Source organism: Vibrio nigripulchritudo ATCC 27043, from assembly GCF_000222685.1.
Taxonomy (GTDB): Bacteria; Pseudomonadota; Gammaproteobacteria; order Enterobacterales; family Vibrionaceae; genus Vibrio; species Vibrio nigripulchritudo.
On the sequence record NZ_AFWJ01000264.1, the window covers coordinates 1 to 26,132 of the forward strand.

Here is a 26,132-nt window from a genome sequence, read left to right on the forward strand (position 1 = left end):
ATTGCATTCAGTTTTCTGAAGAAAGTGATGGTTTGAGTGGACGATCTTATGACATTTGGGTACACGATTGTGTCTGTATGCAATCTTTCGAATCAGAGAACCTAAAGGGTTCAATGTCTATTGAAGCCAATTATTATCTGGTTGAGAACTGTATATTTGGCGGCAAGTTTTTTGGTATTGGTCTTGGAGGTCGTAACGGTACCTGTCGTAACATCTATGTACATTCAGGCGGAATACGAGCCGATCATCCAGCCCTTTCGAGTACGTTTGGCATAGGTGTCGCGGCTAAACATGTATCACGCTCTATTAGTATCTACGATAACACCATTGGAGGTCACTTAGGGATGGCTTCAGGTATTCTGATTTCAGGCTATGATCTTGGGAATACCAATGATCGAGAAAATGAACGCCGGCGTTTCGATATATTGATCAATCACAATCGTGTCTCTGCGGTTAGGTGGTGCGCCAGTGTCCGCGTTCCCTGGACTGGTGAAATCGTCAATAATCTTTCATTCGACAACACCATTAGCGATGTATATCTGCGAGGCAATTCAGATGTATTAGGTGATTATGTCAGATATGCCAGAGACAGTAACGGTGACATCATTAAAGATGGAAATAACCAGCCTGTTGTTGAAGAAGTTCTGTCGACCATAAATCATCAGATTATTGATGCGCCTAGATTAAGCAGTAAACCATTTCGCCAAGGTCGTCCTTTATTACTAATTACCGGAACGCCTGCGGTAGGCGACACATTATCAGTAAACGCTGACAGTGAGTTGAAAGATGGTGAAAAAGTGGAGTCTTATCAGTGGCGAATGAATGGTCAGTTGATTCCTAATGCCAATCAGGCGTCATATACCGTAACTGAGCTGGTGGAAGACCCTAGAAAACCTCGATTTTCTAGTATGAATAGTGCGGAATTCAGTTGTGTCGTGACCATCTCTAAAAACGGTGACAGAAACCAGATTGATTTTCTGTATAGTGAATATTTGAGAGCCTAGTCCTGCTGTAAATCTGAGTGTTGGTTATCCAACACTCAGATAAATCGACTCAGTAAGTGTCAAACAGACCTGACTGATAGTCGCGTATGGTCTGCTCAATTTCTTCCATCGAATTCATTACAAACGGTCCGTAATGAACAATCGGCTCATTGATGGGCTGACCCGCGAATATCAGCACTCCGGAATCGCCTTGTGATTTCAGCTCTACGCTTTCTCCAGCAGATAACAAAGCCATGTGACCTTGCTTGAGGTCGCGGTCACCAACGGTGATGTTACCTTTATAAGCGTAAACCATCATGTTGAACTCCGATGGAGTGGTCAGCGTTACATTTGCTGTGTCTGGTGCTCGCCAATCTGCCACTGTTGCAGGCACGCCAGTTTTGTTCAGTGGACCTTCTAGCCTTTTGCCATCAACCGTTAGCGACCCAGCCAATAGGCGAATTAAGCTGCTTCCGACTAGGTTTTCCGTCACCATTTCTGGCTGAAAGTCGAAGTACTGAGCGGGCTTCATTTTGTCTTTGGATGGCTGGTTAATCCATATTTGAAAACCGTGCAGATTGCCCTCTTCCATGATCGGCATTTCGCTGTGAATCACACCGCGACCCGCTGCCATCCATTGAGCACCTCCGCTTCTTAATTCGCCCACATTTCCCATATGATCTCGATGCTGGAAATGACCTTCCATCATATAGGTTAATGTTTCGATGCCGCGATGTGGGTGAGGAGGAAACCCACCCACATAATCTTTTTTATCATCCGATTTCAGTTCATCAACCATTAGGAATGGTGAAAAAGCCTGGTTATTGAAACCGGCGATACGGCGAATTTTTACTCCATCTCCATCAGACGTTGCCTGAGAAGGAATGATCTGACGAATTTCTCTAGTGGACATATCTCACCTCATATGAACTGTGATTAATGGACTCAGTATAAGGCGACAACTCCTTCAAGAAGATAGCAAGACTTCGAGAGTCTTGTTCGAAAAATTCGAATGATCGAAACCCTAATTATTCATGGCACGATTACTTCCTGTTGATTCGCCAGACAGAGAAAACCACCAATATCATGCCAATCGCGTGATACACAGTGAACGCTTCGTTAAGAATGGTGATGGCAAACAAGGCGGTGATTGAGGGGCCAATATTGCTGGTAATGCTTAAAACCGACGGTGTCAGCCGAGCCATAGCCGCCGCCATAAAATACGAAGGTACGACGGTACAGAACACCCCTAAGGCAATCCCAAGAGCGATTAACTGAGGTGACAAAGCACCGAGCTCAATACCGTGGTAGACGTGCTGCCCCATAATCGCTAACCCTGCACTCGCCATGCCGACACTGTTAAACAGCTGGCTCCCCATTTTTCCAATGATTCTTTTACTTAACACCAGGTAAACGGCAAAGATAAGTGCAGAGCCTGCCGCCATCAGGCTGCCCAACCAAACCTTTTCTCCAAGCTGCTGCATGTCATGCGACACGATGAAAGCCACACCAAGGTACCCAAGAAGGATGGCTGTTATCGTTCCGGGTTTGGGTTTCTCTTTCATAAATATCCAACTGATGGCAACCACAAAAGACGGAAACAGGAAAATCACCAAGCGTTCCAGCTGGGCTGAAATATGTTCCAGAGCCAGAATATCCAGTAAGGCGGCGAAGTAATAACCGAGGATACCCACAAGAGCGGCTTGCCAGCCATATGTGCGGAGCGATGTACGCGATTCCTGGCTGCGGCATAGCCAGAACAGAATTGCGATGTAGAGAGGAAGTGAGCTAAGCGCACGAAGACTCATGATAGAAGTGGCATCGCCACCATATTCGTAAGCCAGTTTGATGAAAACGGGTTTGACTGAAAACATAACGGTACCCGCCAACGCGAACATTACGCCTTGCCGATACTGGGTTGAAGAGGATTTTGCTGCCGCTGTGTCGCTCATTATTCACTTCCTTTGTTTTTGAACATCGGCTGTGAGAAATGGCATTGACTCCGGCTGCATCACTCACAGCCGGAAATAGAGAATCCTACCGACTGAATGGCATAAGTTTGAGAAGCCAGAGTGATAGGATGAAGGTATTCATAAGAATCTCAATTCGTGATGAACTTTTAACCTAACCAAGGCGTTAACCAAACGCAAGCGTTTTCTTTTGAGGGGATGAAACTCCAATTAACTTGTTGCACAGTAAAGATGGTGCAATGAACACAGAAGCATTTTTGTATTCTCGCTAGTATGTATTTGCACAAAACACTTTGAGTGATGTTGATGCGTTTACTTAGAACAGGTGATTACCGATGAATATTAATAAAGAAGAACGGGAAGCCGTTTACAAAACGATTTTTTGCCGCCGGGACGTTCGAAGAGATTTCAAACCAGACCCCATCCCAGAAGAGACATTAATGCGAGTGCTGACTGCGGCACATCACGCGCCAAGCGTGGGTTTCTCTCAGCCATGGGATTTCATTCTGGTAAAAAGTGCTGAGACGCGAGCTGCAATTAAGCGAGACTTCGAAGAAGCGAACGCCTATTCAGCCGAGTTGTTTAAAGAAGAGAAACAAGAACAGTACCGAACGTTCAAACTGGAGGGTATTGAAGAAGCGCCAATGGGGATCTGTGTGACTTGTGACCGGGAGCGCAACGGCCCTGTGGTGATTGGTCGGACAGTCAAACCAGAGATGGATCTCTATAGTACGGTGTGTGCAGTCCAGAATTTGTGGCTGGCAGCTCGGGCAGAAAACCTAGGAGTAGGTTGGGTGAGCATACTCAATGATCAGGCTTTGCGAGAAACGCTTAACATACCCGAGAGCAAGGCGATCATCGCTTACCTATGCATTGGTTTTGTGGAGAAATTCAAAGACAAACCAGAGCTGGAGACCGCAGGGTGGTTACCCAGAAGCAGTCTGGAATCTGTGATACATCATGAGCAGTTCCAAACTAAAAGCTAAAATTGTTTTAGGATGGCTCCAAACAAAGAGCGCGGGAATGTCCGCGCTTTGATAGGAGATAAAATCGGATACTATCCCGCGTTTGCCATGCCGTCTTGCTCTTCAATATTCAGATCAAGCGGAACCTGAATCTTAAAACACGCACCTTGGTTTTCTTCGGCAACACACTGGACATTCCCTTTGAGCAACTGAACCACCATATTGTAGATGATGTTGGCACCTAAGCCGCTGCCGCCTCCACCTCGCTTGGTGGTAACAAAGGGCTCAAAGATTTTCTCGCGTACTGATTCATGGACCCCTTTACCCGTATCCCGATACACAATGTACAGGTTGTCCATATCAGTTTGAATGTCTATGTAGATGTTGCGTTCACCATCCCACTGATCAAATCCATGTCGGATGCTGTTGGTGATCAGGTTGGTAAAAATCTGAATATACGAGCTTGGGTAGCTTTCCAGTTCGATGTTACTGGCACATTCCAGATTGATGGTAACTTTGGCAACACGAATTTCATGCGACAGTGATAAGAGCAGTTTGTCGATGATTTCCCGCATATTAAATTGGTAAGCGGTCTGACTGGTTTGATCCACTGCGACTTCCTTGAAGCTGCACACCAGTTTCTCAGCCCTTTGCAGGTTGGTCACCAATATTTCAGTCGACTGCTTGAGAGACGTTAATGTTTTGGAGAACAGAGCTTTAGACAGGTTACCTGTTTCAAATCCTTTGCTCAGAGCGTCAACGTTTTCCTCCAAAAAGCTGGTGGCGGTAACACTGATTCCAAGAGGTGTATTGATTTCATGGGCAACGCCACCAACCAATCCACCTAATGACGCCATTTTCTCTGCTTCCACCAAACTTTGCTGTGCTTCCTGCAGCTTCTTGAGTGTGAATTGCAATTCTTCATTTGCGGTTTCCAGAGACTGAGTTCGCTCACGTACTTTTTCTTCCAAACTGTGGTTTAGCGTTTCCAGTTGTTGTTGTGCCTGACTAAGCTGCGTGACGTCGTCACCAAAACAGAGTACCCGGTTTGATTGATCATCCAGTTCAACGAAGCGCCACTGAATGGTCATGGGTTCGCCATTACGGTCTTTGGTGGACACCACCACTTGATCGCTCGGTAGATTGACGATCATCTGGTTCTCTTCTTCCAGATTCCAGAACCCATAAGCAAACACTCGGAACCAGTACTGGTTGATAACCTCATCTTCTGTTTTGCCTATTCGATCCAGCGCCTGAGCATTCACCATCAAAATCGTGAATTCCAATCTGTCGATCATGCAAAGCAAGTTTGGTGAATTATCGACAATGGTCGCGTTGTACTGCATTTGCTGCGTCAGGTTTTGTTTGTCTTTAATCTGCTCGGTCACGTCTGTAAACACATAGCAGCGACCACCGCCTTCAAGCTCCAGCTCTTTGTAGCCAATAAAAATATTGTTTTTAACCAGCAAGGAATGGGGTTCAAACACTTCGGAAGAGGCACTGCCAGACACAAACTGACTGAATTCTGGGCATCGACGCCAGCCCAAATCGCACAGGCAGTCAATCATCCCAAACGGGTGGTCTTGCAACAGAGTGTCGATCTCACTGAACCTTTCACCAACAATTCTCTCGAACGGCGGATTGCTGGAAACCATTTCTTTGTCGTCGTTTACAATTGCGATACCGTGCCCGATGGAGTTGAAGGTGGTATTCAGATAATGCTGAACGCGTCTTTTTTCTTCTTCTGATTTCTTAAGGGAGGTGATTTCGATGCCGCTCATCAATACGCCGACCTGTTCTCCTTCGGCATTTAATCTTGGCTGGTATTGAATACTGATAAAGCGTTTGTTTTCGGTTTCTGTAGGAAGCTCGATTTCAAAGCTAATAGATTCCCCAGCTAACGCCCGCTCAAGAAGTGGCGCTGCGTTGGCATAAACAGGAGGGGGCAATGCTTCTTTGACTGTTTTGTTGAGTACTTTGTCGCTTGTGGAGCGGATAAAGTCGAGATATTGCTGGCTGACAACGATATAGCGCAAATCGTTATCCAAAACGGCAACCATGATGGGGATACTATGAAAAATACTGGACAGGAGAGAAAAGCTCATTGAGCTGTCTACGGAATCCGTGGCTTTTAGCGGCATATCGTCCCTCAATTCCCAAAGGTTCAAAACGAACCAATCCGAGATTTATCCTTATCCCTAAAATTTAGTAGACGAATGGAGGTTATACAAACGGCTCAAATATTTTAAAGGTGGCGACCCTATTCACTTTTGAGAAGGTGGGGGTGGCTCTCGTAAGAGCAACGAGAGCCGAGAGTGCTAATGAGTAGTGAGCATCCCTTCGGTGATAATGAAATCGATAATGGTATCTAAGCCGACTCCCTTCTTCAGATTAGTAAATACATAAGGTTTGGTCGAGCGCATTCGAGCCGTGTCTCTGTCCATCACTTCCAGTGAAGCCCCAACATGGGGAGCGAGATCGATTTTGTTGATCACCAGTAAATCGGAGCGGGTAATACCGGGTCCTCCTTTGCGTGGGATTTTTTCACCTTCGGCGACATCGATGACATAGATGGTCAGATCTGCAAGCTCTGGGCTGAACGTCGCGCTCAGGTTGTCGCCGCCGCTTTCCACAAATACTACATCGAGGTTTTGGTGGCGTTTGGCAAGTTCATCAACGGCCGCTAAATTCATGGAAGCGTCTTCTCGGATAGCGGTGTGCGGGCATCCGCCCGTTTCGACACCAATAATCCGGTCTGGAGCCAGCGCTTCGGCTTCGGTCAAAATTCTTGCGTCTTCCTGAGTATAAATATCGTTGGTGACGACCGCGATATTGAGTTTGTCTCGGATGGTTTTGCAAAGCACTTCGAGCAGTGCTGTTTTACCAGAACCGACAGGACCACCGATTCCGATCCTTAAAGGTTGTTTGTAACTTTCCATGATGATTCATCCTGTTTCTTAAGAGCGAAATAGCCGGGTGTATTGGGTTTCATGTTTGGCACTGGCTATGGCGAGCGATGGCGTAAAGGCGCAGACTTCATCATCTGCAATGACCTCTGAACGTTTTATGGCATCGGGGAAAAGCGACGAAATTTCCAGTAGCGTTTCCTGACCGTCTGTCTGGCCGAGCGGAATCAGCTTAACGCCTGCCATCACAATGTTTTCTGCCCAGCTCCAGAGGTATCCTTGCAACAGCGCCTCTTCGCTAATACCCCAGTGGTGAGCAGCAAGGCAAAAGCCATGAAGCTGATTTGGATGAGTTTCTGGCATCGACTGAGTCACACTCAGCTTGGTTAACAGTGTGAATAGAGCATGCCCACGTTGCTTTTCTTCTGCGCGTAGTTCACTAGTTTCTCGGCACGCATACAAGTAGGCGTTCCAGTATTCAACTTGTTCAGTTTGCCCCTTTCCGATTGCGTTATATAGGCGTCTCATGATGGGCAGTTCTAGTGTCGTCATTGAATGATTCAGAACCGTTGCCAACCAGTTGATAAAGGTCGTTTTGTCACTTATCCAGCCCGCTTCTACCGCCCATTCCACTCCTTGCGAATAAGTGAATCCGCCAATGGGAAGAGAAGGGCTGATAAGCTGAAACAACCTATAGGGGGCAACGCTTTGGTTGAAACCTGTCTGCATAAAACGTCTCTAATTCAGGGCAACCAGTAAGCTGCTTGCGGCAATGCCCCACGCCGCCCAATGAGAGAATACGGTGCTGCCGACTTTGCTGAATGCGGTAACAATCAAAGCCGCGCTGACCATCATGCCCAGACTAAAGGCGAAGACATTACCGACGGCTTCAACACCGTGGGCGTAACCGTGTACAGACAACAGGCACAAGCCAACTGCAATAGCAGCACTCGACCAAAATGAGTCACGGTGAATGGGAGAGCAAAGCGCGAAACCCGACAGAAGCAAAGAGGTGGCAATTGCGATCTCCATGCCAGCAAACCCACCCATCGCAGTACCTAACGCTAAACCCAATCCCAGACTTAAAACGGCAAACACCATCAGTTTGAGCTGAGTACCGAATGAGGATTGCTTAGCAATAAGCAGCCCGATAGCGGCAAGCATAAGCAAATGATCCAGCCCGAAAACAGGGTGCGTCAGTCCGCTGAAGAACGCAGAGCTTAACGAGATCGAAGGTTCGTGCAGTACGTGAGCAAAAGCGCCCTGAGAGGCCGACAGGGTTATGGCAGCGAGAAAAATACGTTTCATAAGAATAAGTCCTTTTATTGATCTAGTGATGATGGTGATGACCACCCGATGTACCGCCATAAGCCCCATCTTCAGGCTCGAAAGGCGCAAATTCAGAGGTTACTGTTCCCCCCAAACCTTCAACCATGTCGTCCAGTACATGATCGTGCTGGTAGCGCAGCCAGTCTGCAGTGACCTGAAGTGGCACATGTCGGTTGCCTAAGTGATACGCCATGCGAGCAAGCAGCAAGGCATCTTCACAGTAAATTGTGGAAACGGGTTCAGGCGCCGCCTTGATTTCCACCACTTTTCCGCATTCACTTTTTAGTTGCATGCCATCGCGTAGCGTGTATCCACGTGGCACGAACAAGCCCGCTTCTGAGCCGTCATCCAGCTGCACTTTCTGGCGGCTTTTGATGCGTTTCTCTATGGTCAGGCTCAGATAGCCGTCTGGTGAGTCAGAATGGCAGTCATTGAATTGAGTCAGTTCAATCAAAACAAAGCTCCTTGTCAGAATAAAAAGTAACGCTGCGCCATTGGCAGCACACTGGCAGGTTCACAAGTCAACAATTGTCCGTTGGCACGCACCTGATAGGTTTGGGAATCCACTTCAATCGTTGGCTGCCAGTCGTTGAGCTTCATGTCGACTTTGCGAATGGAACGGCAGGCTTTTGCAATACCAATTTGGCTGGTTAAACCTATGTTTTGAGCGACACCATCGTCCGCTGCTTGCTGCGAAACAAACAGCATGGATGTGCTGCTCGCTGCTTTCCCATAGCTGCCAAACATGGAGCGATAATGCACCGGTTGCGGAGTAGGGATGGAAGCATTCGGATCGCCCATCGGTGCCATGGCGATCATGCCGCCTTTGATGATCAAACTGGGTTTGATGCCAAAGAATTGCGGTTTCCAGAGCACCAGATCCGCGAGTTTCCCGACTTCCACCGAGCCAATCTCATGACTCATCCCGTGGGTGATGGCCGGGTTAATGGTGTATTTGGCGATATAGCGCTTGAGCCGAAAGTTGTCGCTGTGCTCTGTATCTTTGTCTAACGTGCCGCGCTGCACTTTCATTTTGTGCGCGGTTTGCCAGGTTCGGGTAATCACTTCGCCAACGCGACCCATGGCCTGAGAATCGGACGCGATCATGGAGAACGCGCCAAGATCATGCAGGATGTCTTCGGCAGCAATGGTTTCTCGGCGAATTCGCGACTCAGCGAACGCCACGTCTTCTGCAATAGAGGGAGAAAGATGGTGACAAACCATCAACATGTCTAAATGCTCATCCACCGTGTTGACGGTGTAAGGTCGAGTCGGGTTGGTGGAAGAGGGCAAAATATTGGCTTCCCCGCACGCTCGGATAATATCGGGGGCGTGACCACCTCCAGCCCCTTCTGTGTGGTAAGTGTGAATCACCCTGTCACCAATTGCGTTGAGTGTGGCTTCCACAAAGCCGGATTCGTTGAGTGTGTCGGTATGAATCGCGACCTGCACATCCATCTCTTCTGCAACCGTCAGGCAGGTATCAATCGAGGCAGGCGTGGTGCCCCAGTCTTCGTGGAGTTTTAACCCCACAGCACCTGCGGTCACTTGCTCGCGTAGTCCTTCTGGTTGACTGGCGTTACCCTTGCCAAGCAGTCCAAAGTTCATCGGAAAAGGATCTAACGCTTGCAGCATGCGATGCATGTTCCACGGACCGGGCGTGCAGGTTGTCGCGTTAGTGCCTGTGGCGGGCCCAGTGCCACCACCAATCATGGTGGTCACCCCGGACGCCAAGGCTTCTTCGATTTGTTGTGGACAGATAAAGTGGATGTGGGAATCGATGCCACCTGCGGTCAGTATGGATCCTTCTCCTGCGATCACCTCAGTTCCAGGACCAATAATGATGTCCACATTAGGCTGAATATCGGGGTTGCCCGCTTTACCTATGGCGCAGATGCGACCATCTTTGACCCCAACATCGGCTTTCACTATTCCCCAGTAATCGAGGACGACCGCGTTGGTGATCACCAGATCAGGGGTTTCAGATGAAGGCCTCTGGCTTTGCCCCATGCCATCGCGAATAACTTTACCGCCGCCGAATTTCACTTCATCCCCGTATTGAGTGAAGTCTTTTTCTACTGAAAGCCATAAATCCGTGTCGGCGAGCCTGAGTCTGTCGCCAACCGTAGGGCCAAACATTTCTGCGTAGGCTTGTCTTGAAATACTTGCCATCAGAACATCCTTGTTAGTTGAATCACTTAAACGGGACCCATGACTTTCCCTTGAAAGCCATAGATGGTTTTGTCGCCGGAATACTCAACCAGCTCAACCGTGCGAGACTGACCCGGCTCGAATCGTGTTGCAGTACCCGCGGGGATATTGAGACGAAAGCCTTTGGTGGATTCGCGATCAAACAGGAGCGCGTCATTCACTTCATAAAAGTGATAATGCGAACCGACCTGAATCGGTCTGTCGCCATGATTCTGCACCTTTACCGACAGGGTGTTTCGGTCAGCGTTGATGGCTAAATCCCCCTCTGGGGTTTGAAGTTCTCCGGGTGTGATGTCCTGACTGGACGCTGCCCCTTGAGTGATGGGTTCATGCACGGTGACCAGCTTGGTGCCGTCGGGAAAGGTAGCTTCCACCTGAACGTCTGGGATCATCGAAGGCACGCCTTCCATCACCTCGTCGGAAGTGAGCAAAGTTCGCCCAAAATCCATCAGCTCAGAAACGGTTCTCCCTTCTCTTGCCCCTTCTAAAATAGCGCTACTGATGTACGCAACCGACTCGGGGTAATTCAGTTTTAGCCCCTTCTCTTTGCGTTGTTTGGCGAGTATGCCAGCGCAAAATATCAGGAGCTTGTCTTTCTCTCTGGGTGTGAGTTCCATTCTTTTCCCTTCTTCCTTTTCCCACAAATTAGCAAGCGCGAAAATGTCTATGTCGCCCAAATCCTTGGTGCGTTATTTTTTAACCCCCATTGCTCGCGAATCATGGTGCGTACCTGAGTGAACGCGTCCATCATGGATTCTGTCCACTTGCTGATGGCACGAACCACCATCAAACCATCCACGACTGTGACAGCAATGGTGATGGGGTCGGATTCTGAGCTGCGGTCTTTTTCAAACTGATGGAGCAAACCCTGTACCAACTCCAGTGCGTTTGGTGATGCACCGAAAACGTATAGCGATCCCATCGTGGGGCATTGCTGTAACCCACTGTTAAAAAAGCGCTTATCCATACCATTTAGGTTCAGCCCTTCAATCAGGAGGGGGGAATCGTCTACCCGTATCTGAGTCCGACCACTGATTTTTCCCTTAAGGAATCCCTCATTCAGTGCAGGACGACCAAAAGAGTGCATTTCCCAGCCCATAAATCGGGCATCGCTGGCGAGGTTGATTTGTGTTTCAAGGTGAGCGATGGCACCTGAGAAATAGATGTTCTCCAGTGGGAACCATTCCAGCGTAGCGCCACTCTCGACTTTCAAATTGAGGGTTTGCTTTGCAAGACGATCATCAGACAGATAAAACTTAGTGGCGCCGGGGGTAGTCACCAGTGCGTGAGCGCCTGTTTGAGATTGAGTGGAGATGGACAGACTGTCGCCACCGACTACACCACCCGGCGGATGCAGCAGGTAGGTATGACAGATTCCGCCTTCGGGGTAGAGTGGGCGTTGAACGGCGAGCGGTCCACGTTGCTCCCGTTTGCTCAATACCGTTCTGCCACCTTGTGCTGAGCCGCTCGGATTGCTGAATTCCAGATTAAGTCTGGCTTCCCAGCCAGACTGTTTATTGGTTTCGATTTGGTTGGATTCGATTTGGTTGGCTTCAATAGAAGAAGCCAGATCTCGTGCTGCGGTCATACTGTCAGATACTCCGCAATCAACTGGTCGTTGAGTTCTTCCATCTGCCCGGACGCGACAATTCGCCCGCGATCCAGCAAAGTAAATCTGTCTCCCACCTTTCTGGCAAAGGGTAGCTTTTGCTCAACCAGTAACACCGTCAGCCCAAGCTTCTGGTTCAGCATTTTGATGATGTCGCCAATTTCCTGAACAATATTCGGCTGGATGCCTTCCGTTGGCTCATCCAGAATCAGAAGATCCGGGTTCACCACTAAAGCGCGTCCTATAGCGAGTTGTTGTTGCTGACCACCCGATAAATCACCGCCACGGCGATGCTTCATTTCTTCCAGAACAGGGAAAATTTCGTAGATGAAATCCGGAATCTTTCTGTCGGTTTTGTCGCGAATTGGCAATCCGACGGACAGGTTTTCTTCCACTGTGAGCATTGGGAAAATTTGTCGCCCTTGAGGAACATAACCCACGCCCAGTCGTGGTCTGTCTTCGGCAGGACGGGATTCAATATTCTGGCTATTCAACACAATGTTTCCGTTGCGAATGGGTGTTAGACCCATGATGCATTCGAGTAAGGTGCTTTTTCCTACGCCATTTCGACCCATCAACACTGTGCATTCCCCTTTGGGAATAGAGAGCGACAAGTCCCACAAGGTATGGCTTTCCCCGTAATACTGGTCGATGTTTTTGACTTTTAACATTAGGATTCCCCCAGATAGACTTGTTTCACCACGGGATCGGACTGCACCTTATCCATCGAGCCTTCTGCCAGCACGTGACCTTGGTGAAGCACGGTGACGTGTGAAGCGATGGAGCGGACGAAATCCATATCGTGTTCAACTACCACCACGGAATGTTTGCCCGCCAAGCCATTGAGTAATTCAGCAGTGCGATCCATTTCCTGATGGGTCATCCCTGCAACCGGTTCGTCGACCAGTAAGAGCTTGGGGCTTTGCATCAGCAACATTCCAATCTCTAGCCACTGTTTCTGACCATGAGATAAATTTCCTGACGCGAGATGCGCCTGATCGTGCAGGTGAATCAGCTCAAGCACGGATTCCAGCTTACTTTGTTGCTCGCCAGAGAGCTTGGCGGTAAAGGTATTCCAAAGATTTCGAACGCCAGACATGGCGAGCTCAAGGTTTTGCCACACGGTTAAGCATTCAATTACGGTTGGCTTCTGGAACTTGCGACCAATCCCCGCGTTGGCGATTTGCGCCTCGGTCATCTTGAGCAGGTTCAGGTTAGATCCCAGCCAGACTTGCCCGGTATCGGGTTGGGTTTTGCCAGTGATGATGTCCATCATAGTGGTCTTCCCTGCACCGTTTGGACCGATGATGCAGCGCAGTTCGCCTTCCTTGATGTAAAGGTTTAGGTCGTTGATGGCTTTGAATCCGTCAAAGCTTTTGTTTACGCCTTCGAGGTACAACAGGATGTTGTGAGAGGTATCGATCAGTGGGTGAATATTCGGCTTCATAAAGCTGAATACCTGATCACGTTTGACTAGTTCTGAGGTCAGCATTATGAGTGCTCCTTACTGTCTGGAAGGCTTCGTTTCCATTTAGGGAAGTTCGAGAACAAGCCCACAACACCTTTGGGTAAGTACAATGTGGACAGCACAAATAAACCACCGAGTGCAAACAACCAGATCTCGGGAAACTCGACGGTGAACCAGCTTTTGGCATAGTTGACCAAAATCGCACCCACGATCGCCCCATACAAAGTGGCGCGACCCCCAAGGGCAACCCAGATGACGATTTCGATAGAGTTCAGTGGAGCGAATTCACCGGGGTTGATGATGCCCACTTGGGGGACATACAAAGCACCAGCCAGACCTGCAATCATGGCGGAAAGAACAAAGATTCCGAGTTTGATGTTATCGACGTCGTACCCCATAAAACGGGTACGCGACTCAGAATCACGAATAGCTAATGAAACGCGCCCCAATCGGCTTTCCATAATGGTTCGGCAAAGCAGGTAGCAGACGATTAACGCCACACCAGTGCAAAGGAACAACGCCAGCTTGGTCGCATCGCTTTGCAGGCTGAAGCCAAGAATGTCTTTAAAATCGGTGAGCCCGTTGTTGCCTCCAAAGCCCATTTCATTTCGGAAGAATGCCAGCATCAGCGCGTAGGTCAGTGCCTGAGTCATAATGGACAGATAGACACCAGATACACGGGATCGAAAGGCAAGATAGCCGAAGACAAACGCCAGTACACCCGGCACGAAAAAGACCATCAGAGCTGCAAACCAGAACTGATCAAACCCGAGCCAGAACCAGGGCAGTTCCTGCCAGTTGAGGAACACCATAAAGTCGGCAAGAATCGGGTCGCCGTACACGCCTCGGTCGCCAATTTGACGCATCAGATACATGCCCATGGCGTAGCCACCCAGCGCGAAAAATGCCCCATGCCCCAGACTGAGGATTCCGAGATAACCCCAGACCAAATCGACAGACAGTGCGAGCAGGGCATAACTCAGGTATTTCCCCATAAGTGAAACGGTAAAGGTTTCAATGTGCAGTGGATGACCTACAGGCATCAGAAGATTGCCTATCGGCACCAGTATCAGCAGTGCCGCGATAATGCCCAAGGTGGCTTTTCCACCTTTGTCGTTCTGTAACGCACGAAAGATGACGGATCGTGATGCGAGTGTTGAAGTAGCAGACATAACTTAACCCTCCGCCGCGCGACCACGTTGAGGGAATAACCCCCTTGGTCGTTTTTGAATGAAGAGGATAATAAAGACCAGCACCACAATTTTTGCTAATACGGCACCTGCCCACGGCTCCAGTATTTTGTTGAACAGCCCTAGGCTTAAACCTGCCACGAGCGTTCCCCAAAGGTTTCCGACGCCGCCGAATACCACCACCATGAAGGAGTCTATGATGTAGGCTTGCCCCATGTTGGGTCCCACATTGGTGAGCTGTGAAAGTGCTACCCCTGCTATACCTGCAACGCCAGAACCTAAGCCAAAGGTCATGATATCGACTCGTTCTGATCGAATACCCATGGCACGCGCCATAGAACGATTTTGGGAAACCGCGCGAACCTGTAACCCAAGAGGGGTCTTTTTAAGGATCAGCATGAGTGCAGCGAAAGCGGCAATACAAAACAGGATGATGTAAAGGCGGTTGTAGGTCAGTGCCAACATCGGATTAATTTCTAACGAGCCTGAAAGAAATTCTGGCGTGGTTACCGAGCGGTTAAGAGGGGAGAAAATAGAGCGAACCGCCTGTTGTAAGATCAAGCTGATACCAAAGGTCGCAAGAAGTGTTTCCAATGGTCGTCCGTATAAATGACGAATCACACTGCGCTCGATCCCGATGCCAACTAACCCAGAAATAACAAAAGCCGCAGGAATTGAGAGAATCAACGCCACACCGGGGTAAGAGGGCAAAATCTGCTGAATCACATAGGTGGTGTATGCTCCAATCATGATGAGTTCACCGTGCGCCATATTGATCACGCCCATCACGCCAAACGTAATGGCTAAGCCGATTCCTGCCAGCACTAACACCGAACCCAGACTCAAACCGAAGAATACGGTTTCAATACCCGAATACAGGCGCTGGCTTTGCTGATATTTCGCCAGTGCTTTATTGGCGGCGGCGATAACGGCTGAATCATCACTGGTTTCTAATATCTGGTTCAGCGTTTGGAACACCTGTGGCGCTTTAGAACCAGAGATGCTTTCTATCGCCTCACGCTGAACGTCGCCCTTTTCTGAAGTGGCTTTGTAAAGATTTAAGGCAAGAGCCAGGTTGCCTTTTATTTCCTCGTCTGTTTCGGATTTTAGCTGCGTCTGAATCAGCGCAATCAGATTGGTATCTTTAGTTCCAAGCAGCTTTTGGCTGGCTTCCAACCGAGATGTAGGATCCGAAGAAATCAGATCTATCTTGGCGATCAGCACCTTAAGATACGAACGCAGCTTGTTGTTCAGCTTGGCTTTTTTGAACGCGCGTTTGGACTCGACAACCACTTGTCTGTCCGAAGCGATTTGATAGGCCAACTGACCTTTTTTCAGCTTTTCAATGGAGTAAAAACCCGGATTGGTTTTGTGAACGTAAAGTGCGCCGTTCAGCCAGTGAGTGAGCATCACTTTTGCGAGTTCTGGCTGATGAGTGACAAGCCAGTCTGCCGCCGCTTTACGTTCTTCAAATTTCCGACTGAGTACCTGAGGCGCAAGATCATTAAGACCTTCAGCCTGCGTACTTGCCGAACTCTGGAACGCGCTGAAACAGGCGACCCAGATGAGGAAGTATCGAATAAATTGCATTTTGTTGTCCGTGCTAAGCAAAAAAGCCCTTCACAAAGTGCGAAGGGCAAAAGGGGTATCAATCAGTTTGTGCCAGAGCACTTTTTGGTTTCTACGTTGAAGCTGCCGCAAGAAAACGGCTGCAACCAGCTTGAATAAAGGTTTTTAGAACCCGGTAAGAAGTCAGACCAAGCATCGCCTGCGACTAATCCTGTGGTTTCCCAAACCACGTCGAACTGACCATCGTCTTGAATTTCACCGATCAGCACAGGCTTGGTGATGTGGTGGTTTGGCAGCATTGTAGAGTAGCCACCAGACAGGTTAGGTACGGAAACGCCAATCAGCGCACTTTGTACCGATTCTGGGTCGGTGGTTCCTGCATTGGTAACGGCTTTCGCCCACATGTTGAAGCCAATGTAGTGTGCCTCCATTGGATCGTTGGTGACGCGCTCTTCACTTTTGATGAAGTCTTGCCACTGCTCAACAAACTCTTCGTTTGCCTCGGTATCGACGCTCATAAAGTAGTTCCATGCAGCAAGGTGACCAACAAGCGGAGACGTATCCATACCTGACAGTTCTTCTTCACCGACCGAGAATGCAATAACGGGAATATCTTCAGAAGAGAGTCCTTGAGCGCCCAGTTCTTTGTAGAATGGCACGTTAGCATCGCCATTGATGGTGGAGACCACGGCAGTTTTCTTACCTTCGGAACCGAATTTCTTGATGTCCGATACAATGGACTGCCAGTCGCTGTGGCCAAACGGGGTGTAGTTGATCATGATGTCTTTCGCCGCGACGCCTTTATCTTTCAGGTACGCTTCCAAGATCTTGTTGGTAGTGCGAGGGTAAACGTAATCCGTACCAGCCAGTACCCAGCGTTCTACATCCAGTTCATCCATCAGATAATCGACAGCAGGAATGGCTTGCTGGTTTGGCGCTGCGCCAGTGTAGAAAACGTTTTTCGAAGACTCTTCCCCTTCGTATTGCACGGGGTAGAACAGAATGGAATTCAGCTCTTCAAACACAGGGAGCATGGATTTGCGTGATACCGATGTCCAGCCACCGAATACGACATCCACTTTTTCCTTTTCAATCAATTCGCGCGCTTTTTCTGCAAAAAGAGGCCAGTTGGACGCAGGATCTACCACCACAGCTTCGAGCTTTTTGCCAAGTAAACCGCCTTTTTTGTTCTGCTCATCAACCAGCATCAAAACCGTATCTTTGAGGGTTGTTTCACTGATCGCCATGGTACCTGATAGCGAATGTAAAACGCCGACTTTGATGGTGTCTTCCGCTAGAGCCGGTGCAGAAAGTGAAATGAGTGTCCCTAAAGCAGCAAGTTTTAATTTGAACGTCATGTTCTTCATTGTGTATCTCCTTATTGTGAATAAAACTTCATCAACAAGAAGTGTGCCAGTCATTTTTTGAGATTGATTTTTGTTATAACTGTTTGAATATAAATATTATTTTGTTTTGGTTGGTATCTGTTTAATTGCATATCTAGGTATATGGCTTGAATGGTTTTGGTGCAAACGTAATCAAGTTTTCACTAAAGTTGTGAAATGGAGGCACTATGGTGAAAATTTATAGACAATCGATGATGGCTTTACCGTTACGATTACTGAGTAAGGTGAAGTAGTGTTCGATGATTTTTTGGTGCTGCCCGGAGTGCTTAAGCTTAATTAAACCTTGGTTGAGCGTAGACACCAGATACTCGGCTCTGGGAGAGGCTTTTGATACCAGAAAGTAAAAGCCAACCGGTTCTTCATTTAATTGCTGACAATGTACATTCTCCTGGAGCATCAAATTTTCAATGGCGACACTTCCCGCGAGAATTGCCGCTGGCACTTCCATGATTTCACATCTGCCTTTGTCGAGCATCATTAACAAGCTACTTAAACTGGCGTTACTACTGGAAACGATGTTTTCCTTGGGTACGCCGTGTTTCGCGTAGTAATCGTTAAAAATTCTGCCATCGCTCTCACACACAGTGAAGTGTCGCATCTCTTTCACTTTAGTAATTTTGTACGCAGATTTAGGATTAAATACCCCTTTGGGGAACTGGTTCTTTGAGTAAAAAATGGCGCGTGATAAGGAATATGCAGGACCGACAAAGTAGAAATCTTTCGCTTTATCAGCACTGTAAGTGACATCGGACGTGATTTCATGCTTCTTTTGATTGCCATGTTTTTGAGTGTTGTGAAGGCACCGTTTGTGTGGCATCAGCTCAAATTCAAAATCTAACCCTGACGCTTGCGATATGGCTTTTAAAATATCTACGTTGATGCCCATGATTCTTGGAGGAGTTTGGCTTTTGCTTTCAGGATCCTGGTAATAGAAAGGCGCCCAGGATTCACTGCATACGCTGACCTTTTCTTGGTTATCCTCACTGGCAACCGAATGGCTAATGTTCGCCATCGCCAACACGTTGAGCAACCAAATAAGAGAACGTATCCGCATCCTTGAACCTCAGTTTCCAGCTTATTAATTTGAGTATAGATAAGGCTATAAAACTTGCATCATGGGGTCTTAGGGTGAATCAACGTTCTGAAATCGAAACTGCAATAATGAGAGCACATTCATCTTCGTGGTAGATTAAGTTGTCTATTATTTGTACAGGTGCAATTTAATACCAATAAGCAATGTGGATCTCTGGAGTGGATGATGGAACAGACACCAAGACATGTAATGATGGAACTGGGTTACCTGGGGTTACTGCCTTTTTTGGGATGCCTGATACTGATAATTGCGGACATTTCTCTTTTTGGGCATACCCCACTAGGGCTTTTTGTTACGTACAGTGCCGTTATTTTAAGTTTTCTTTCTGGCGCGCTTTGGGGAAATGCGATCGATCATTTCTCTCATTCATTGAGTCGAAATGGCATGCTTCTGAGTAACTCCTTTACGTTTATCGCTTGGGCTGTGTTACTGCAATCGCCAGAAAATCATTGGATATCCTTAATCATGCTGGCATTTGGGTATATTGCAGTTTGGTTTACCGAGGCAACATTGAGAAATTCCGAACATGAAAACAGCGCCAAAGGGTATAACGCGCTCAGAACACGTCTAACCATTGGCGTTGTTGCATTTCATGGTGTGGCTTTGGTTATCTGAAGCAGTCAGATTTTAATACCGCTCACTCAGGCTTGCCTGAGAGTTAGATTGGCGACCCAGCGTTTTTGACGATAGCGCTGGAAACATAGTGAAAAACGTACGATTTCTTCCGTAATTATCGCCAGATAAACCCAGCCAAAACTCCACTCTCCGATGAAAGCCCCATAAGCGGTTAGGGGAATTCCAACAACATACATGGCTAAAAAGTCCATGCGAATAAAAAACATGTGCTCTCCACCCGCTCGAAGAATGCCGTTAATAATGATCATATTGAGCATGCGTATCCAGATACCAAATGCCATCACTCCTATCGCAGGCAGAGCAAGAGGGTAGAGTGCACCAGTATTTAGATTCAGCATATCAATGACTTGCTCTCTCAATAGGTACAAGGCACTTCCCAGCCCTAAACCGAGTAAGAATACCCAGCGCAGGATCGTAGTGGAGATCACTTGAGCATGTTCGAACTCGTCCCGCCCAAGAGATTGACCAATGAGGACAGAGCAGGCAACCGAGATACCAAAGAAAACGGAATAGCATAAGGATTCAAAAGGACCAACCATGCTAAATACCGCAAGCTCTTGCGTGCCCATATGACCAAAAATCATTTGGTAAGTCAGTGTGCCGAATGCCCACAATACCGCACCAAATGCACTTGGAATTGCCAGTCTTTTGAACGACATCCACAAGGTATGATGGTTTTTGATTCCGGTTGTGGTGATAAGCCAGTTTTTCTGCCAGCTAAGTACCGCGACAATCAGAATAACCTGAATCAATCTTGCAAGAGTAGTTGCCAGCGCTGCACCTGCAACGCCCATGGCAGGAATGGGTCCGGCTCCTTTAATAAAGACAAAATTCAGGCCAATGTTCAAACCTACGGTAATAGCGCCGATGATCAGTGGCAGTATTGCATTTCCGCTGGCTCTTAAACTCGACTCGGCAGTCAGTACAACATGCGTAAGTAATAAAATTGGAAAGCCATAAATAAGATAATCCGCACCCAATTCAATGACACTATTATCTGCTGTTTGCAGGCGCATTATTTGAGCAGCAAAGAGGGTCAAAACAACGGTGACTGGAACAATCAATACCGCTCCAAATTTTAAAGCCTGCACCGAGACAGTTTTAGCGTGGACCTTGTCGTCTTTTCCCCAATACTGTGCCACCAGTACACCGTTGGCTGCGGCTAACCCTGCGATAATCATGGTTGCAACAAAATGCCATTTAGTTGCGATACCCACCGCAGCCGTCGCTTCTTGCCCAAAATCACTGACCATTAAAACGTCAGCCAGCGCAAGAATCGCCACCAAAGCACTTTGAATGGCTACCGGAAACGCAAGCTTTGCTACCTGTGGTAAAAGGGCATTAGGTCTGATGGTGGGTGTTAAAGAATGCGCTTTCATAATGTATCCTTAAACCAGAAAATCGTTTAGCTATTGCTGGGTGGCTAATATATCTAAGGTATGGAGCAAACAAAATGTTCGGAAAATCAGAAAAGCTGTGTAAATCCGTCATTGATTCATTTTCTGTTCAGAATGAATGGCGTGATGAAATATTCCTGGGTGATGCATGTAAGGAGCGTTTTCTTTCCCAGTCTGATTTTCCTGAGTTTGTTAAAAGTCACCTGTATATGGCGGGTCAGTCTGAGATAAGTGGTGACTATCATGTGGAACGGATTGGGCCCGATTTCCATACGTTACTGTTCACTAATGAAGGCGGCGGAGTTCTAATTACCGAGAGTCAGGTGGTTACCATCGATCCGCATACCGTTACGTTCCTTCCGCCTAATCAGCCTTTTCGTTTTGAAATTGCCGACAAGAAAATAGGCTGGCGTATGTCCTGGTTACTGCTTCAGAACACTTCAAAGTGGAATGTCTTGTCTAAGGGAGGCAGAAGGGTGGAGCCATCCAGCTACTGTGAGCAGGTATGGTCAATTTTAAGTTTGCTGTATAACGAAAACGAGGGAAGGGGAACATACCGAAAGCTTTACGTCAGCGAGCTTTCGAGAATGCTGCTTGGCGATCGCAGTGAAGAGTCCCCGTCGGACAGCCATGTTCGGGTTCAAAGCGTATTTAACGAAGTAGAATCCCAGCTTCACTATTCTTGGACGGTTAAATCCATTGCAGAACGTTGCTTTTTAAGTGTTGAGCAGTTGAATCGAATTACAAAACAGCTTTTTGGATGCAGTACTCAACAAAGGCTGATTTCATTAAGAATGGAACGCGCAGCCGATCTTCTTTTGTATGAATCCTGGTCGGTAACCATGATTGCTCAGCGTTTGGGGTACCCAGACCCTTTCAATTTTACTCATCGATTTACCCGATACCACGGTTGCTCACCGAGAGAATTTCGGAAAAACAAAGGAATACGTCTTTAGTGATAATGATTATCATTGTTTTTTGATGGCACGTTGATATTATTCGTAGCCAAGTCAGTGCCAGGTAGTGGCGGCTAGAAATGAATAATTTAATCAGGTAGGAAACCATGATACGCCAAGAATGGCACCCGTTAACCAATGCGCAGCAATCGTATTGGGATGAATACTTACAACACCCCGATAAGCCTTTTTCAAATGTCGCCCATTGTTTGGAAATCAGCGGTAACATAGATATTGAAAAGCTGCATCAAGCCGTGCAGATGGCATTCAGTGAAGCTGAAGTCCTTAAATTGAAGTTCAAAAACGAAGAGGGTAGCTCTTATCCTCTTCAGTCTCTCGAAAGTAACGATTCAAAATATGTAGAACTTACCGATTTACGTTCCTTTGATGATGCCGAGAAGCGGGCAACTAAGGCAATGGAAACCGATGCGCTTTGCCCTCTGAATTTAGAAAGCGATGCCATTTCTAAGCTGCAATTGTATGTTTTAGCCGATGATAGGGTGTGGTGGTACATTCGGACACATCATATTGCTGTCGATGGTTATGGCATGAACTTGATCGAGCAAAGGTGCGCACTGCTCTACAGTAGTCTGGTTAACGGGCAAAAACCTCACTCGGGGTTTAAAAGCTTGGATACTTACCTTAGAGAAGACAGCGACTACCGATTTGGTGAAAGATTTGAAGTCGACAGGCAGTTCTGGGAAAGCTATCTATCTGAAGCGAAATTGACTCGCAATAATTCAGAAGAGATTTCGTTAGAAACCCACAGTGATGATAAACAAATCCCTCAAGCCATTACCGCAACATTACTGTCTCTTTCTAAAAAACTTATGATTGGTTGGACTGATATTCTTGTCTTACTCATTTCTGCTTACCTATATGAGGATAAAAAGGGACAGTCTCAAAATGATGACCCTCTTCCGGTTTGGCTTCCATTTATGAACCGAATGGGAAACTCTTGCGCAAATACACCTTCATTAATGGTCAATATTATTCCTTTCTTAGTGTCGAAAAAAGCTAATGAAGGAGTAGAAGAATATTTAAAGCGAGCTGCTAAAGAAATTAGACAGCTGTATATACATGGTCGATTTCGATTAGAGAATAAAGTGCAATGTAAAGAGCAAAGTTATTTTCTTTCACCTTTTATTAACATATTGCCATTTGATTCACCTGAATTCATTGGTTGCCAAACGAAGCATAGAATAGTTGCGAGTGGGCTGGCTGATGGCTTCAATATCACCGTTCGCAGTGCCAGAGATGCAACGAATATGAGTTTAAAAGTGGAAGGAGAGAATCGACTCTATTCCCAGGGAGAAATAACACGGCATTCTGATAATTTATTGAAATATATAAGTAAAGTATTAGAAATTTAGCTCTAATCTTGCTCTCTGCTATTGTTTTATTTGTCAATAGCGGGGAGTTCCACTCTATTTGTCCGTCATTTCCTACGCGCGCCTCAATCCAAAAACATGATCTCCTGAACAAATTCATTGTTGATAATAATAATTATTACTAAATATAAATGAGAACGCTTTACATTTATATTTGTGATCGCTAGAGTACAATCCAGAATTCGTCAAGACACAGATAGAAAAAACTTAGCATTTATCCAAAGTTTCTTCTTTGGTGCCCTTTTTCCTCTATCAAATTGTCGGATTCTAGTCGGAATTTTTGCGCTCAAATACCCAATGCAGTGGTTAATGAGAGACATAGGAAGTCAAGATAAATACTCATTTCATGAGTCCATCGCCTTTTCAAAACACTTGAATTCGCTTCCTTTTACTCCTCCTCATTAAGCTCGGGTATTTGTGTGCACCCATTGTTAATGCTCAGTTAAGGAGAATTTTAAATGACAGCATTACGCCCAGCGCGAATGAATGTGCCAGGAAACAAAACATTCAAAATGCGCACATTATCCGCGGTTATCATGGGGCTCTGCGTCGGTGGTCAGGCTTTTGCAGAAACAAACAATAATAATGATGCAGCCGCTCAGGACGGAACCATTTCTGTAGTAACAGTCATTGGTGAGAAGACAGAACGTTCAATCTACGATACTGGCTCAAGTGTTGAGGTATATGACGAAGATCGCATCAATACCACGCCAGGTGCATCAGAGGTTGATGACCTACTTCAGCTAACACCAAACATAGTAGACTCTGGTCATGGTAACAGTATTCCTACTGTTCGAGGTATAGATGGCTCTGGACCGACTGTTGGTGGTGCTGCAAGCTTTGCTGGCACATCTCCTCGCTTAAATCTCTCTATTGACGGACGTTCACTGACTTACTCTGAAATTGCATTTGGTCCTCGTTCTTTATGGGACATGCAGCAAGTTGAAATTTATCTTGGTCCACAGAGTTATGTTCAGGGTAAAAGTGCTTCGGCTGGTGCTATTGTAATGAAGTCTAAAGATCCGACTTACCATTTTGAAAGCGCTGTAAAAGGTGCGATAGCGGAACAAAATTACACACAGACAGCGGCGATGATCTCAGCGCCAATAATAGAGGACGAATTGGCATTTCGTTTAAGTGTTGACCAACAAAAGCGAAAAAGTCATGTTGATTTGGCGACTTATGATCCTGCTGGGGACGCAAATCGAATTGAGATGACCTCTGTTCGAGGCAAATTCTTGTATGAACCTTCAGCGCTACCTGGTTTTAAAACGACTCTGGCTATCGCTCATATGAGTTCGCGATCACCACAGTCTGAAAATGAAAACGGTTCCACCTATACAAAGTACCGTCCAACGTATACAACTGATTCTACAAGTACGTCTTGGGACATAGTATGGGAACTTACAGACACTATCACCTTTGAAAACAATCTTGTCTATTCAAAATTTGGTTACGATAGATTTACTCAACCTAGCGTCAAAGCAGACTTTACAACAGATGGTACAGACTTCCATATAGAACCGATGATTAAATATAGTTCATTGGACGACAAGTTAAACGGTTTGGTTGGACTAAGGTATTACAGATCTTCACTTGATGATATTTTCACCACATATAGCCCTAGAGCAAAGAAAGACTTTGTATATCCAATGGAGGGTGGTACAGATACGCAGTCTGCTTTTGCAGAAGTGACTTACTCTGTTCAACCTGATATTGACTTGATACTTGCGGGTCGATTTGAAAAAGAGCGAGTCAAGAGAAAAGTTGAGTTTATCAAGTTAGATTATGATGAATCATTATCCGTTTTCTTACCAAAAGCCGAAATTGCTTACAAACCTTATGCGAATCAAACTATTGGTTTCAGAGTAGGGAAAGGTTACAACTCTGGTGGTGCAGGCTTAGCGTTACATGAAGATACCTCAGCTAAAAAACCAAAAATTGGTTACACTTTCGACGAAGAATACATTTGGAACTACGAGTTTTACACCAGACATAGTCTAAACGAAAATAAACTTGTACTAACATCTAATGTTTTCTACAACGATTTTAAAGATATGCAAATCCAGCAAACACGTGCAGATGGTTATGTTTTCGTTGAGAATATCGATAGCGCTAAAACGTATGGTGCAGAAATCGGCACGCGTTGGTTAGCAACGATGGATTTGGAAGTGTTTGCAAACATGGGTCTCTTAAAAGCAGAGTTTACCGAAACTGCTGAGCAAGGTGGTGCCAAGAGAAAACTTCCAAGATCTCCAGCTCTATCTGGTAGCCTAGGTGCGTTATACACATTTGCCAATGATTTTGAATTAAGTGGTAACGCGACATACACAGGGGCATATTATTCTGAGCGTAAAAACGATGAAGCCCAAAAAGTATCACCATACTGGGTAGCAAATGCTCAACTATCCTACTTGTTTGATAATGGTAGAGCTTCGTTATTCGTATCTAACCTGTTTGATTCTCGAGAGAGCACATTCTACTCTTTCAACTCACTGGATGATCCAATCAAGCAGCAACCTCGCCAAATTGGTGCATCTGTTGAACTGAATTTCTAAGGGTTTTATACCTTGTTAGAAAACAAAACGCCTTGCTTATATCTAAGCAAGGCGTTTTTTCTTTGTCGTTTGATTTAAGAAGCTCAGAGCAACAAGTCTAATTATTCTTAAGCGTTAATGAGCTTATCCCAAGATTCAATAGTAGGAGACTCGATAAGTTTATCAAACTTAATGTCTATCCCTTTGCTTCTAAGCTGACCAGTAAACCTCATTAAGCTAATTGAATCTAATCCTAATTCAATGAGGTTGGTTTCTGGAGAGATAGACTCTGCCGGCACGCCAAGAAGCTGACTGACATCTGCTAGAAGATCGAGATTTTTTACTTGTGTAGACAAAACAATATCCTTTTTTTTCGGAAGGTTACGATTAACTTCCAGTATTTCGTTTATTCTCGACATGAACAATATCACTACTTGATTGTGGTATTCAAATGATTATTATTACCATTTAAATTAATAATGAACGTCGGTTGGATGAGTGTCTGAACGAATCATA

The 26,132-nt window shown here is 46.4% G+C and carries 23 protein-coding genes and 1 pseudogene; 6 read left to right on the top strand and 18 right to left on the bottom strand.

Annotated elements, in window-relative coordinates; genetic code table 11:
- On the top strand, window positions 1–1,004 hold a 1,004-nt coding region (locus tag RH89_RS17705; RefSeq protein WP_004405021.1), incomplete at its 5' end, for a hypothetical protein.
- Window positions 1,005–1,053: 49 nt separating this feature from the next.
- On the opposite strand, the gene RH89_RS17710 is transcribed toward RH89_RS17705, so the two are convergent.
- Both RH89_RS17710 and RH89_RS17715 read right to left on the bottom strand, forming a co-directional pair.
- Window positions 1,054–1,896 (bottom strand): pirin family protein, encoded by an 843-nt coding sequence (locus RH89_RS17710; protein ID WP_004405025.1) that lies wholly within the window; start codon window positions 1,894–1,896, stop codon window positions 1,054–1,056.
- A gap of 130 nt (window positions 1,897–2,026) precedes the next feature.
- Window positions 2,027–2,935, bottom strand: coding sequence for a DMT family transporter (locus RH89_RS17715; protein WP_004405028.1), 909 nt, complete (start codon window positions 2,933–2,935; stop codon window positions 2,027–2,029).
- Window positions 2,936–3,288: 353 nt separating this feature from the next.
- Here RH89_RS17715 and bluB point away from each other — a divergent pair, with 353 nt between their 5' ends.
- Window positions 3,289–3,939 (top strand): 5,6-dimethylbenzimidazole synthase, encoded by a 651-nt coding sequence (gene bluB, locus RH89_RS17720; protein WP_004405030.1) that lies wholly within the window; start codon window positions 3,289–3,291, stop codon window positions 3,937–3,939.
- A 71-nt stretch (window positions 3,940–4,010) separates the two neighbouring features.
- On the opposite strand, the gene RH89_RS28815 is transcribed toward bluB, so the two are convergent.
- The 14 genes and pseudogenes from RH89_RS28815 to RH89_RS17790 all read right to left on the bottom strand — a co-directional run bounded on the left by RH89_RS28815 (window position 4,011) and on the right by RH89_RS17790 (window position 18,660).
- Entirely contained in the window at window positions 4,011–6,059 is a 2,049-nt protein-coding gene (locus RH89_RS28815) for a PAS domain-containing protein (RefSeq protein ID WP_004405033.1), read from the bottom strand.
- A 177-nt stretch (window positions 6,060–6,236) separates the two neighbouring features.
- Window positions 6,237–6,857: an urease accessory protein UreG gene (ureG, locus tag RH89_RS17730; RefSeq protein WP_004405036.1), complete on the bottom strand. Its 621-nt coding sequence runs from the start codon at window positions 6,855–6,857 to the stop codon at window positions 6,237–6,239.
- 18 nt (window positions 6,858–6,875) lie between these two features.
- Window positions 6,876–7,553 (bottom strand): urease accessory protein UreF, encoded by a 678-nt coding sequence (locus tag RH89_RS17735; RefSeq protein ID WP_004405038.1) that lies wholly within the window; start codon window positions 7,551–7,553, stop codon window positions 6,876–6,878.
- 9 nt (window positions 7,554–7,562) lie between these two features.
- Complete coding sequence (locus tag RH89_RS17740) at window positions 7,563–8,132, bottom strand: HupE/UreJ family protein (protein ID WP_004405039.1); 570 nt, start codon at window positions 8,130–8,132, stop codon at window positions 7,563–7,565.
- A gap of 22 nt (window positions 8,133–8,154) precedes the next feature.
- On the bottom strand, window positions 8,155–8,607 hold the full coding sequence (gene ureE / locus RH89_RS17745; protein ID WP_004405040.1) for an urease accessory protein UreE: 453 nt from the start codon (window positions 8,605–8,607) through the stop codon (window positions 8,155–8,157).
- A 14-nt stretch (window positions 8,608–8,621) separates the two neighbouring features.
- Complete coding sequence (gene ureC / locus RH89_RS17750) at window positions 8,622–10,325, bottom strand: urease subunit alpha (protein ID WP_004405041.1); 1,704 nt, start codon at window positions 10,323–10,325, stop codon at window positions 8,622–8,624.
- A gap of 26 nt (window positions 10,326–10,351) precedes the next feature.
- The gene (gene ureA / locus RH89_RS17755) at window positions 10,352–10,981 is read right to left on the bottom strand and encodes an urease subunit gamma (protein WP_004405046.1); all 630 of its coding nucleotides are present in this window, start codon (window positions 10,979–10,981) and stop codon (window positions 10,352–10,354) included.
- A gap of 47 nt (window positions 10,982–11,028) precedes the next feature.
- A complete protein-coding gene (locus tag RH89_RS17760) occupies window positions 11,029–11,952 on the bottom strand; it encodes an urease accessory protein UreD (RefSeq protein WP_004405049.1) in 924 nt (307 codons plus the stop codon).
- The gene (urtE, locus tag RH89_RS17765) at window positions 11,949–12,644 is read right to left on the bottom strand and encodes an urea ABC transporter ATP-binding subunit UrtE (protein WP_004405051.1); all 696 of its coding nucleotides are present in this window, start codon (window positions 12,642–12,644) and stop codon (window positions 11,949–11,951) included. Before urtE ends, RH89_RS17760 begins: the two co-directional genes overlap by 4 nt.
- Window positions 12,644–13,465, bottom strand: a complete 822-nt coding sequence (gene urtD, locus RH89_RS17770) for an urea ABC transporter ATP-binding protein UrtD (RefSeq protein WP_004405053.1) — start codon at window positions 13,463–13,465, stop codon at window positions 12,644–12,646. Before urtD ends, urtE begins: the two co-directional genes overlap by 1 nt.
- Entirely contained in the window at window positions 13,465–14,613 is a 1,149-nt protein-coding gene (gene urtC, locus RH89_RS17775; protein ID WP_004405055.1) for an urea ABC transporter permease subunit UrtC, read from the bottom strand. Before urtC ends, urtD begins: the two co-directional genes overlap by 1 nt.
- A 3-nt stretch (window positions 14,614–14,616) precedes the next feature.
- A pseudogene (urtB, locus tag RH89_RS30690) lies at window positions 14,617–15,609 on the bottom strand (urea ABC transporter permease subunit UrtB); the annotation flags it as partial.
- 674 nt (window positions 15,610–16,283) lie between these two features.
- Window positions 16,284–17,567 carry an urea ABC transporter substrate-binding protein gene (urtA, locus tag RH89_RS17785; protein ID WP_004405062.1) on the bottom strand — a complete coding sequence of 428 codons (1,284 nt, stop codon included), beginning with the start codon at window positions 17,565–17,567 and terminating at the stop codon, window positions 16,284–16,286.
- A 217-nt stretch (window positions 17,568–17,784) separates the two neighbouring features.
- The gene (locus RH89_RS17790; protein WP_004405064.1) at window positions 17,785–18,660 is read right to left on the bottom strand and encodes a substrate-binding periplasmic protein; all 876 of its coding nucleotides are present in this window, start codon (window positions 18,658–18,660) and stop codon (window positions 17,785–17,787) included.
- 204 nt (window positions 18,661–18,864) lie between these two features.
- Between RH89_RS17790 and RH89_RS17795 the strand changes: the two genes are divergently transcribed.
- Complete coding sequence (locus tag RH89_RS17795; RefSeq protein ID WP_004405068.1) at window positions 18,865–19,314, top strand: DUF3429 domain-containing protein; 450 nt, start codon at window positions 18,865–18,867, stop codon at window positions 19,312–19,314.
- Window positions 19,315–19,340: 26 nt separating this feature from the next.
- Here RH89_RS17795 and RH89_RS17800 read toward each other — a convergent pair whose 3' ends face one another.
- Window positions 19,341–20,714, bottom strand: coding sequence for an MATE family efflux transporter (locus RH89_RS17800; protein ID WP_004405070.1), 1,374 nt, complete (start codon window positions 20,712–20,714; stop codon window positions 19,341–19,343).
- A 74-nt stretch (window positions 20,715–20,788) separates the two neighbouring features.
- Here RH89_RS17800 and RH89_RS17805 point away from each other — a divergent pair, with 74 nt between their 5' ends.
- The 3 genes from RH89_RS17805 (at window position 20,789) to RH89_RS17815 (ending at window position 25,637) form a co-directional block, all read left to right on the top strand.
- Window positions 20,789–21,688 (top strand): helix-turn-helix transcriptional regulator, encoded by a 900-nt coding sequence (locus tag RH89_RS17805; RefSeq protein WP_004405071.1) that lies wholly within the window; start codon window positions 20,789–20,791, stop codon window positions 21,686–21,688.
- Between the two features lie 107 nt (window positions 21,689–21,795).
- A complete protein-coding gene (locus tag RH89_RS17810) occupies window positions 21,796–23,061 on the top strand; it encodes a condensation domain-containing protein (RefSeq protein ID WP_004405073.1) in 1,266 nt (421 codons plus the stop codon).
- Between the two features lie 476 nt (window positions 23,062–23,537).
- On the top strand, window positions 23,538–25,637 hold the full coding sequence (locus RH89_RS17815; RefSeq protein WP_004405074.1) for a TonB-dependent receptor plug domain-containing protein: 2,100 nt from the start codon (window positions 23,538–23,540) through the stop codon (window positions 25,635–25,637).
- 107 nt (window positions 25,638–25,744) lie between these two features.
- Here the strand turns inward: RH89_RS17815 and RH89_RS17820 are convergent, their stop codons facing one another.
- On the bottom strand, window positions 25,745–25,972 hold the full coding sequence (locus tag RH89_RS17820) for a phosphopantetheine-binding protein (protein WP_038146607.1): 228 nt from the start codon (window positions 25,970–25,972) through the stop codon (window positions 25,745–25,747).
- Window positions 25,973–26,132 lie beyond the last annotated feature (160 nt).

Coding starts and splice junctions, on each gene's coding strand:
- RH89_RS17710 (WP_004405025.1), bottom strand. CDS start 1,896: ATGTCCACTAGAGAAATTCGTCAGATCATTCCTTCTCAGGCAACGTCT.
- RH89_RS17715 (WP_004405028.1), bottom strand. CDS start 2,935: ATGAGCGACACAGCGGCAGCAAAATCCTCTTCAACCCAGTATCGGCAA.
- bluB (WP_004405030.1), top strand. CDS start 3,289: ATGAATATTAATAAAGAAGAACGGGAAGCCGTTTACAAAACGATTTTT.
- RH89_RS28815 (WP_004405033.1), bottom strand. CDS start 6,059: ATGCCGCTAAAAGCCACGGATTCCGTAGACAGCTCAATGAGCTTTTCT.
- ureG (WP_004405036.1), bottom strand. CDS start 6,857: ATGGAAAGTTACAAACAACCTTTAAGGATCGGAATCGGTGGTCCTGTC.
- RH89_RS17735 (WP_004405038.1), bottom strand. CDS start 7,553: ATGCAGACAGGTTTCAACCAAAGCGTTGCCCCCTATAGGTTGTTTCAG.
- RH89_RS17740 (WP_004405039.1), bottom strand. CDS start 8,132: ATGAAACGTATTTTTCTCGCTGCCATAACCCTGTCGGCCTCTCAGGGC.
- ureC (WP_004405041.1), bottom strand. CDS start 10,325: ATGGCAAGTATTTCAAGACAAGCCTACGCAGAAATGTTTGGCCCTACG.
- ureA (WP_004405046.1), bottom strand. CDS start 10,981: ATGGAACTCACACCCAGAGAGAAAGACAAGCTCCTGATATTTTGCGCT.
- RH89_RS17760 (WP_004405049.1), bottom strand. CDS start 11,952: ATGACCGCAGCACGAGATCTGGCTTCTTCTATTGAAGCCAACCAAATC.
- urtE (WP_004405051.1), bottom strand. CDS start 12,644: ATGTTAAAAGTCAAAAACATCGACCAGTATTACGGGGAAAGCCATACC.
- urtD (WP_004405053.1), bottom strand. CDS start 13,465: ATGCTGACCTCAGAACTAGTCAAACGTGATCAGGTATTCAGCTTTATG.
- urtC (WP_004405055.1), bottom strand. CDS start 14,613: ATGTCTGCTACTTCAACACTCGCATCACGATCCGTCATCTTTCGTGCG.
- urtA (WP_004405062.1), bottom strand. CDS start 17,567: ATGAAGAACATGACGTTCAAATTAAAACTTGCTGCTTTAGGGACACTC.
- RH89_RS17790 (WP_004405064.1), bottom strand. CDS start 18,660: ATGCGGATACGTTCTCTTATTTGGTTGCTCAACGTGTTGGCGATGGCG.
- RH89_RS17795 (WP_004405068.1), top strand. CDS start 18,865: ATGGAACAGACACCAAGACATGTAATGATGGAACTGGGTTACCTGGGG.
- RH89_RS17800 (WP_004405070.1), bottom strand. CDS start 20,714: ATGAAAGCGCATTCTTTAACACCCACCATCAGACCTAATGCCCTTTTA.
- RH89_RS17805 (WP_004405071.1), top strand. CDS start 20,789: ATGTTCGGAAAATCAGAAAAGCTGTGTAAATCCGTCATTGATTCATTT.
- RH89_RS17810 (WP_004405073.1), top strand. CDS start 21,796: ATGATACGCCAAGAATGGCACCCGTTAACCAATGCGCAGCAATCGTAT.
- RH89_RS17815 (WP_004405074.1), top strand. CDS start 23,538: ATGACAGCATTACGCCCAGCGCGAATGAATGTGCCAGGAAACAAAACA.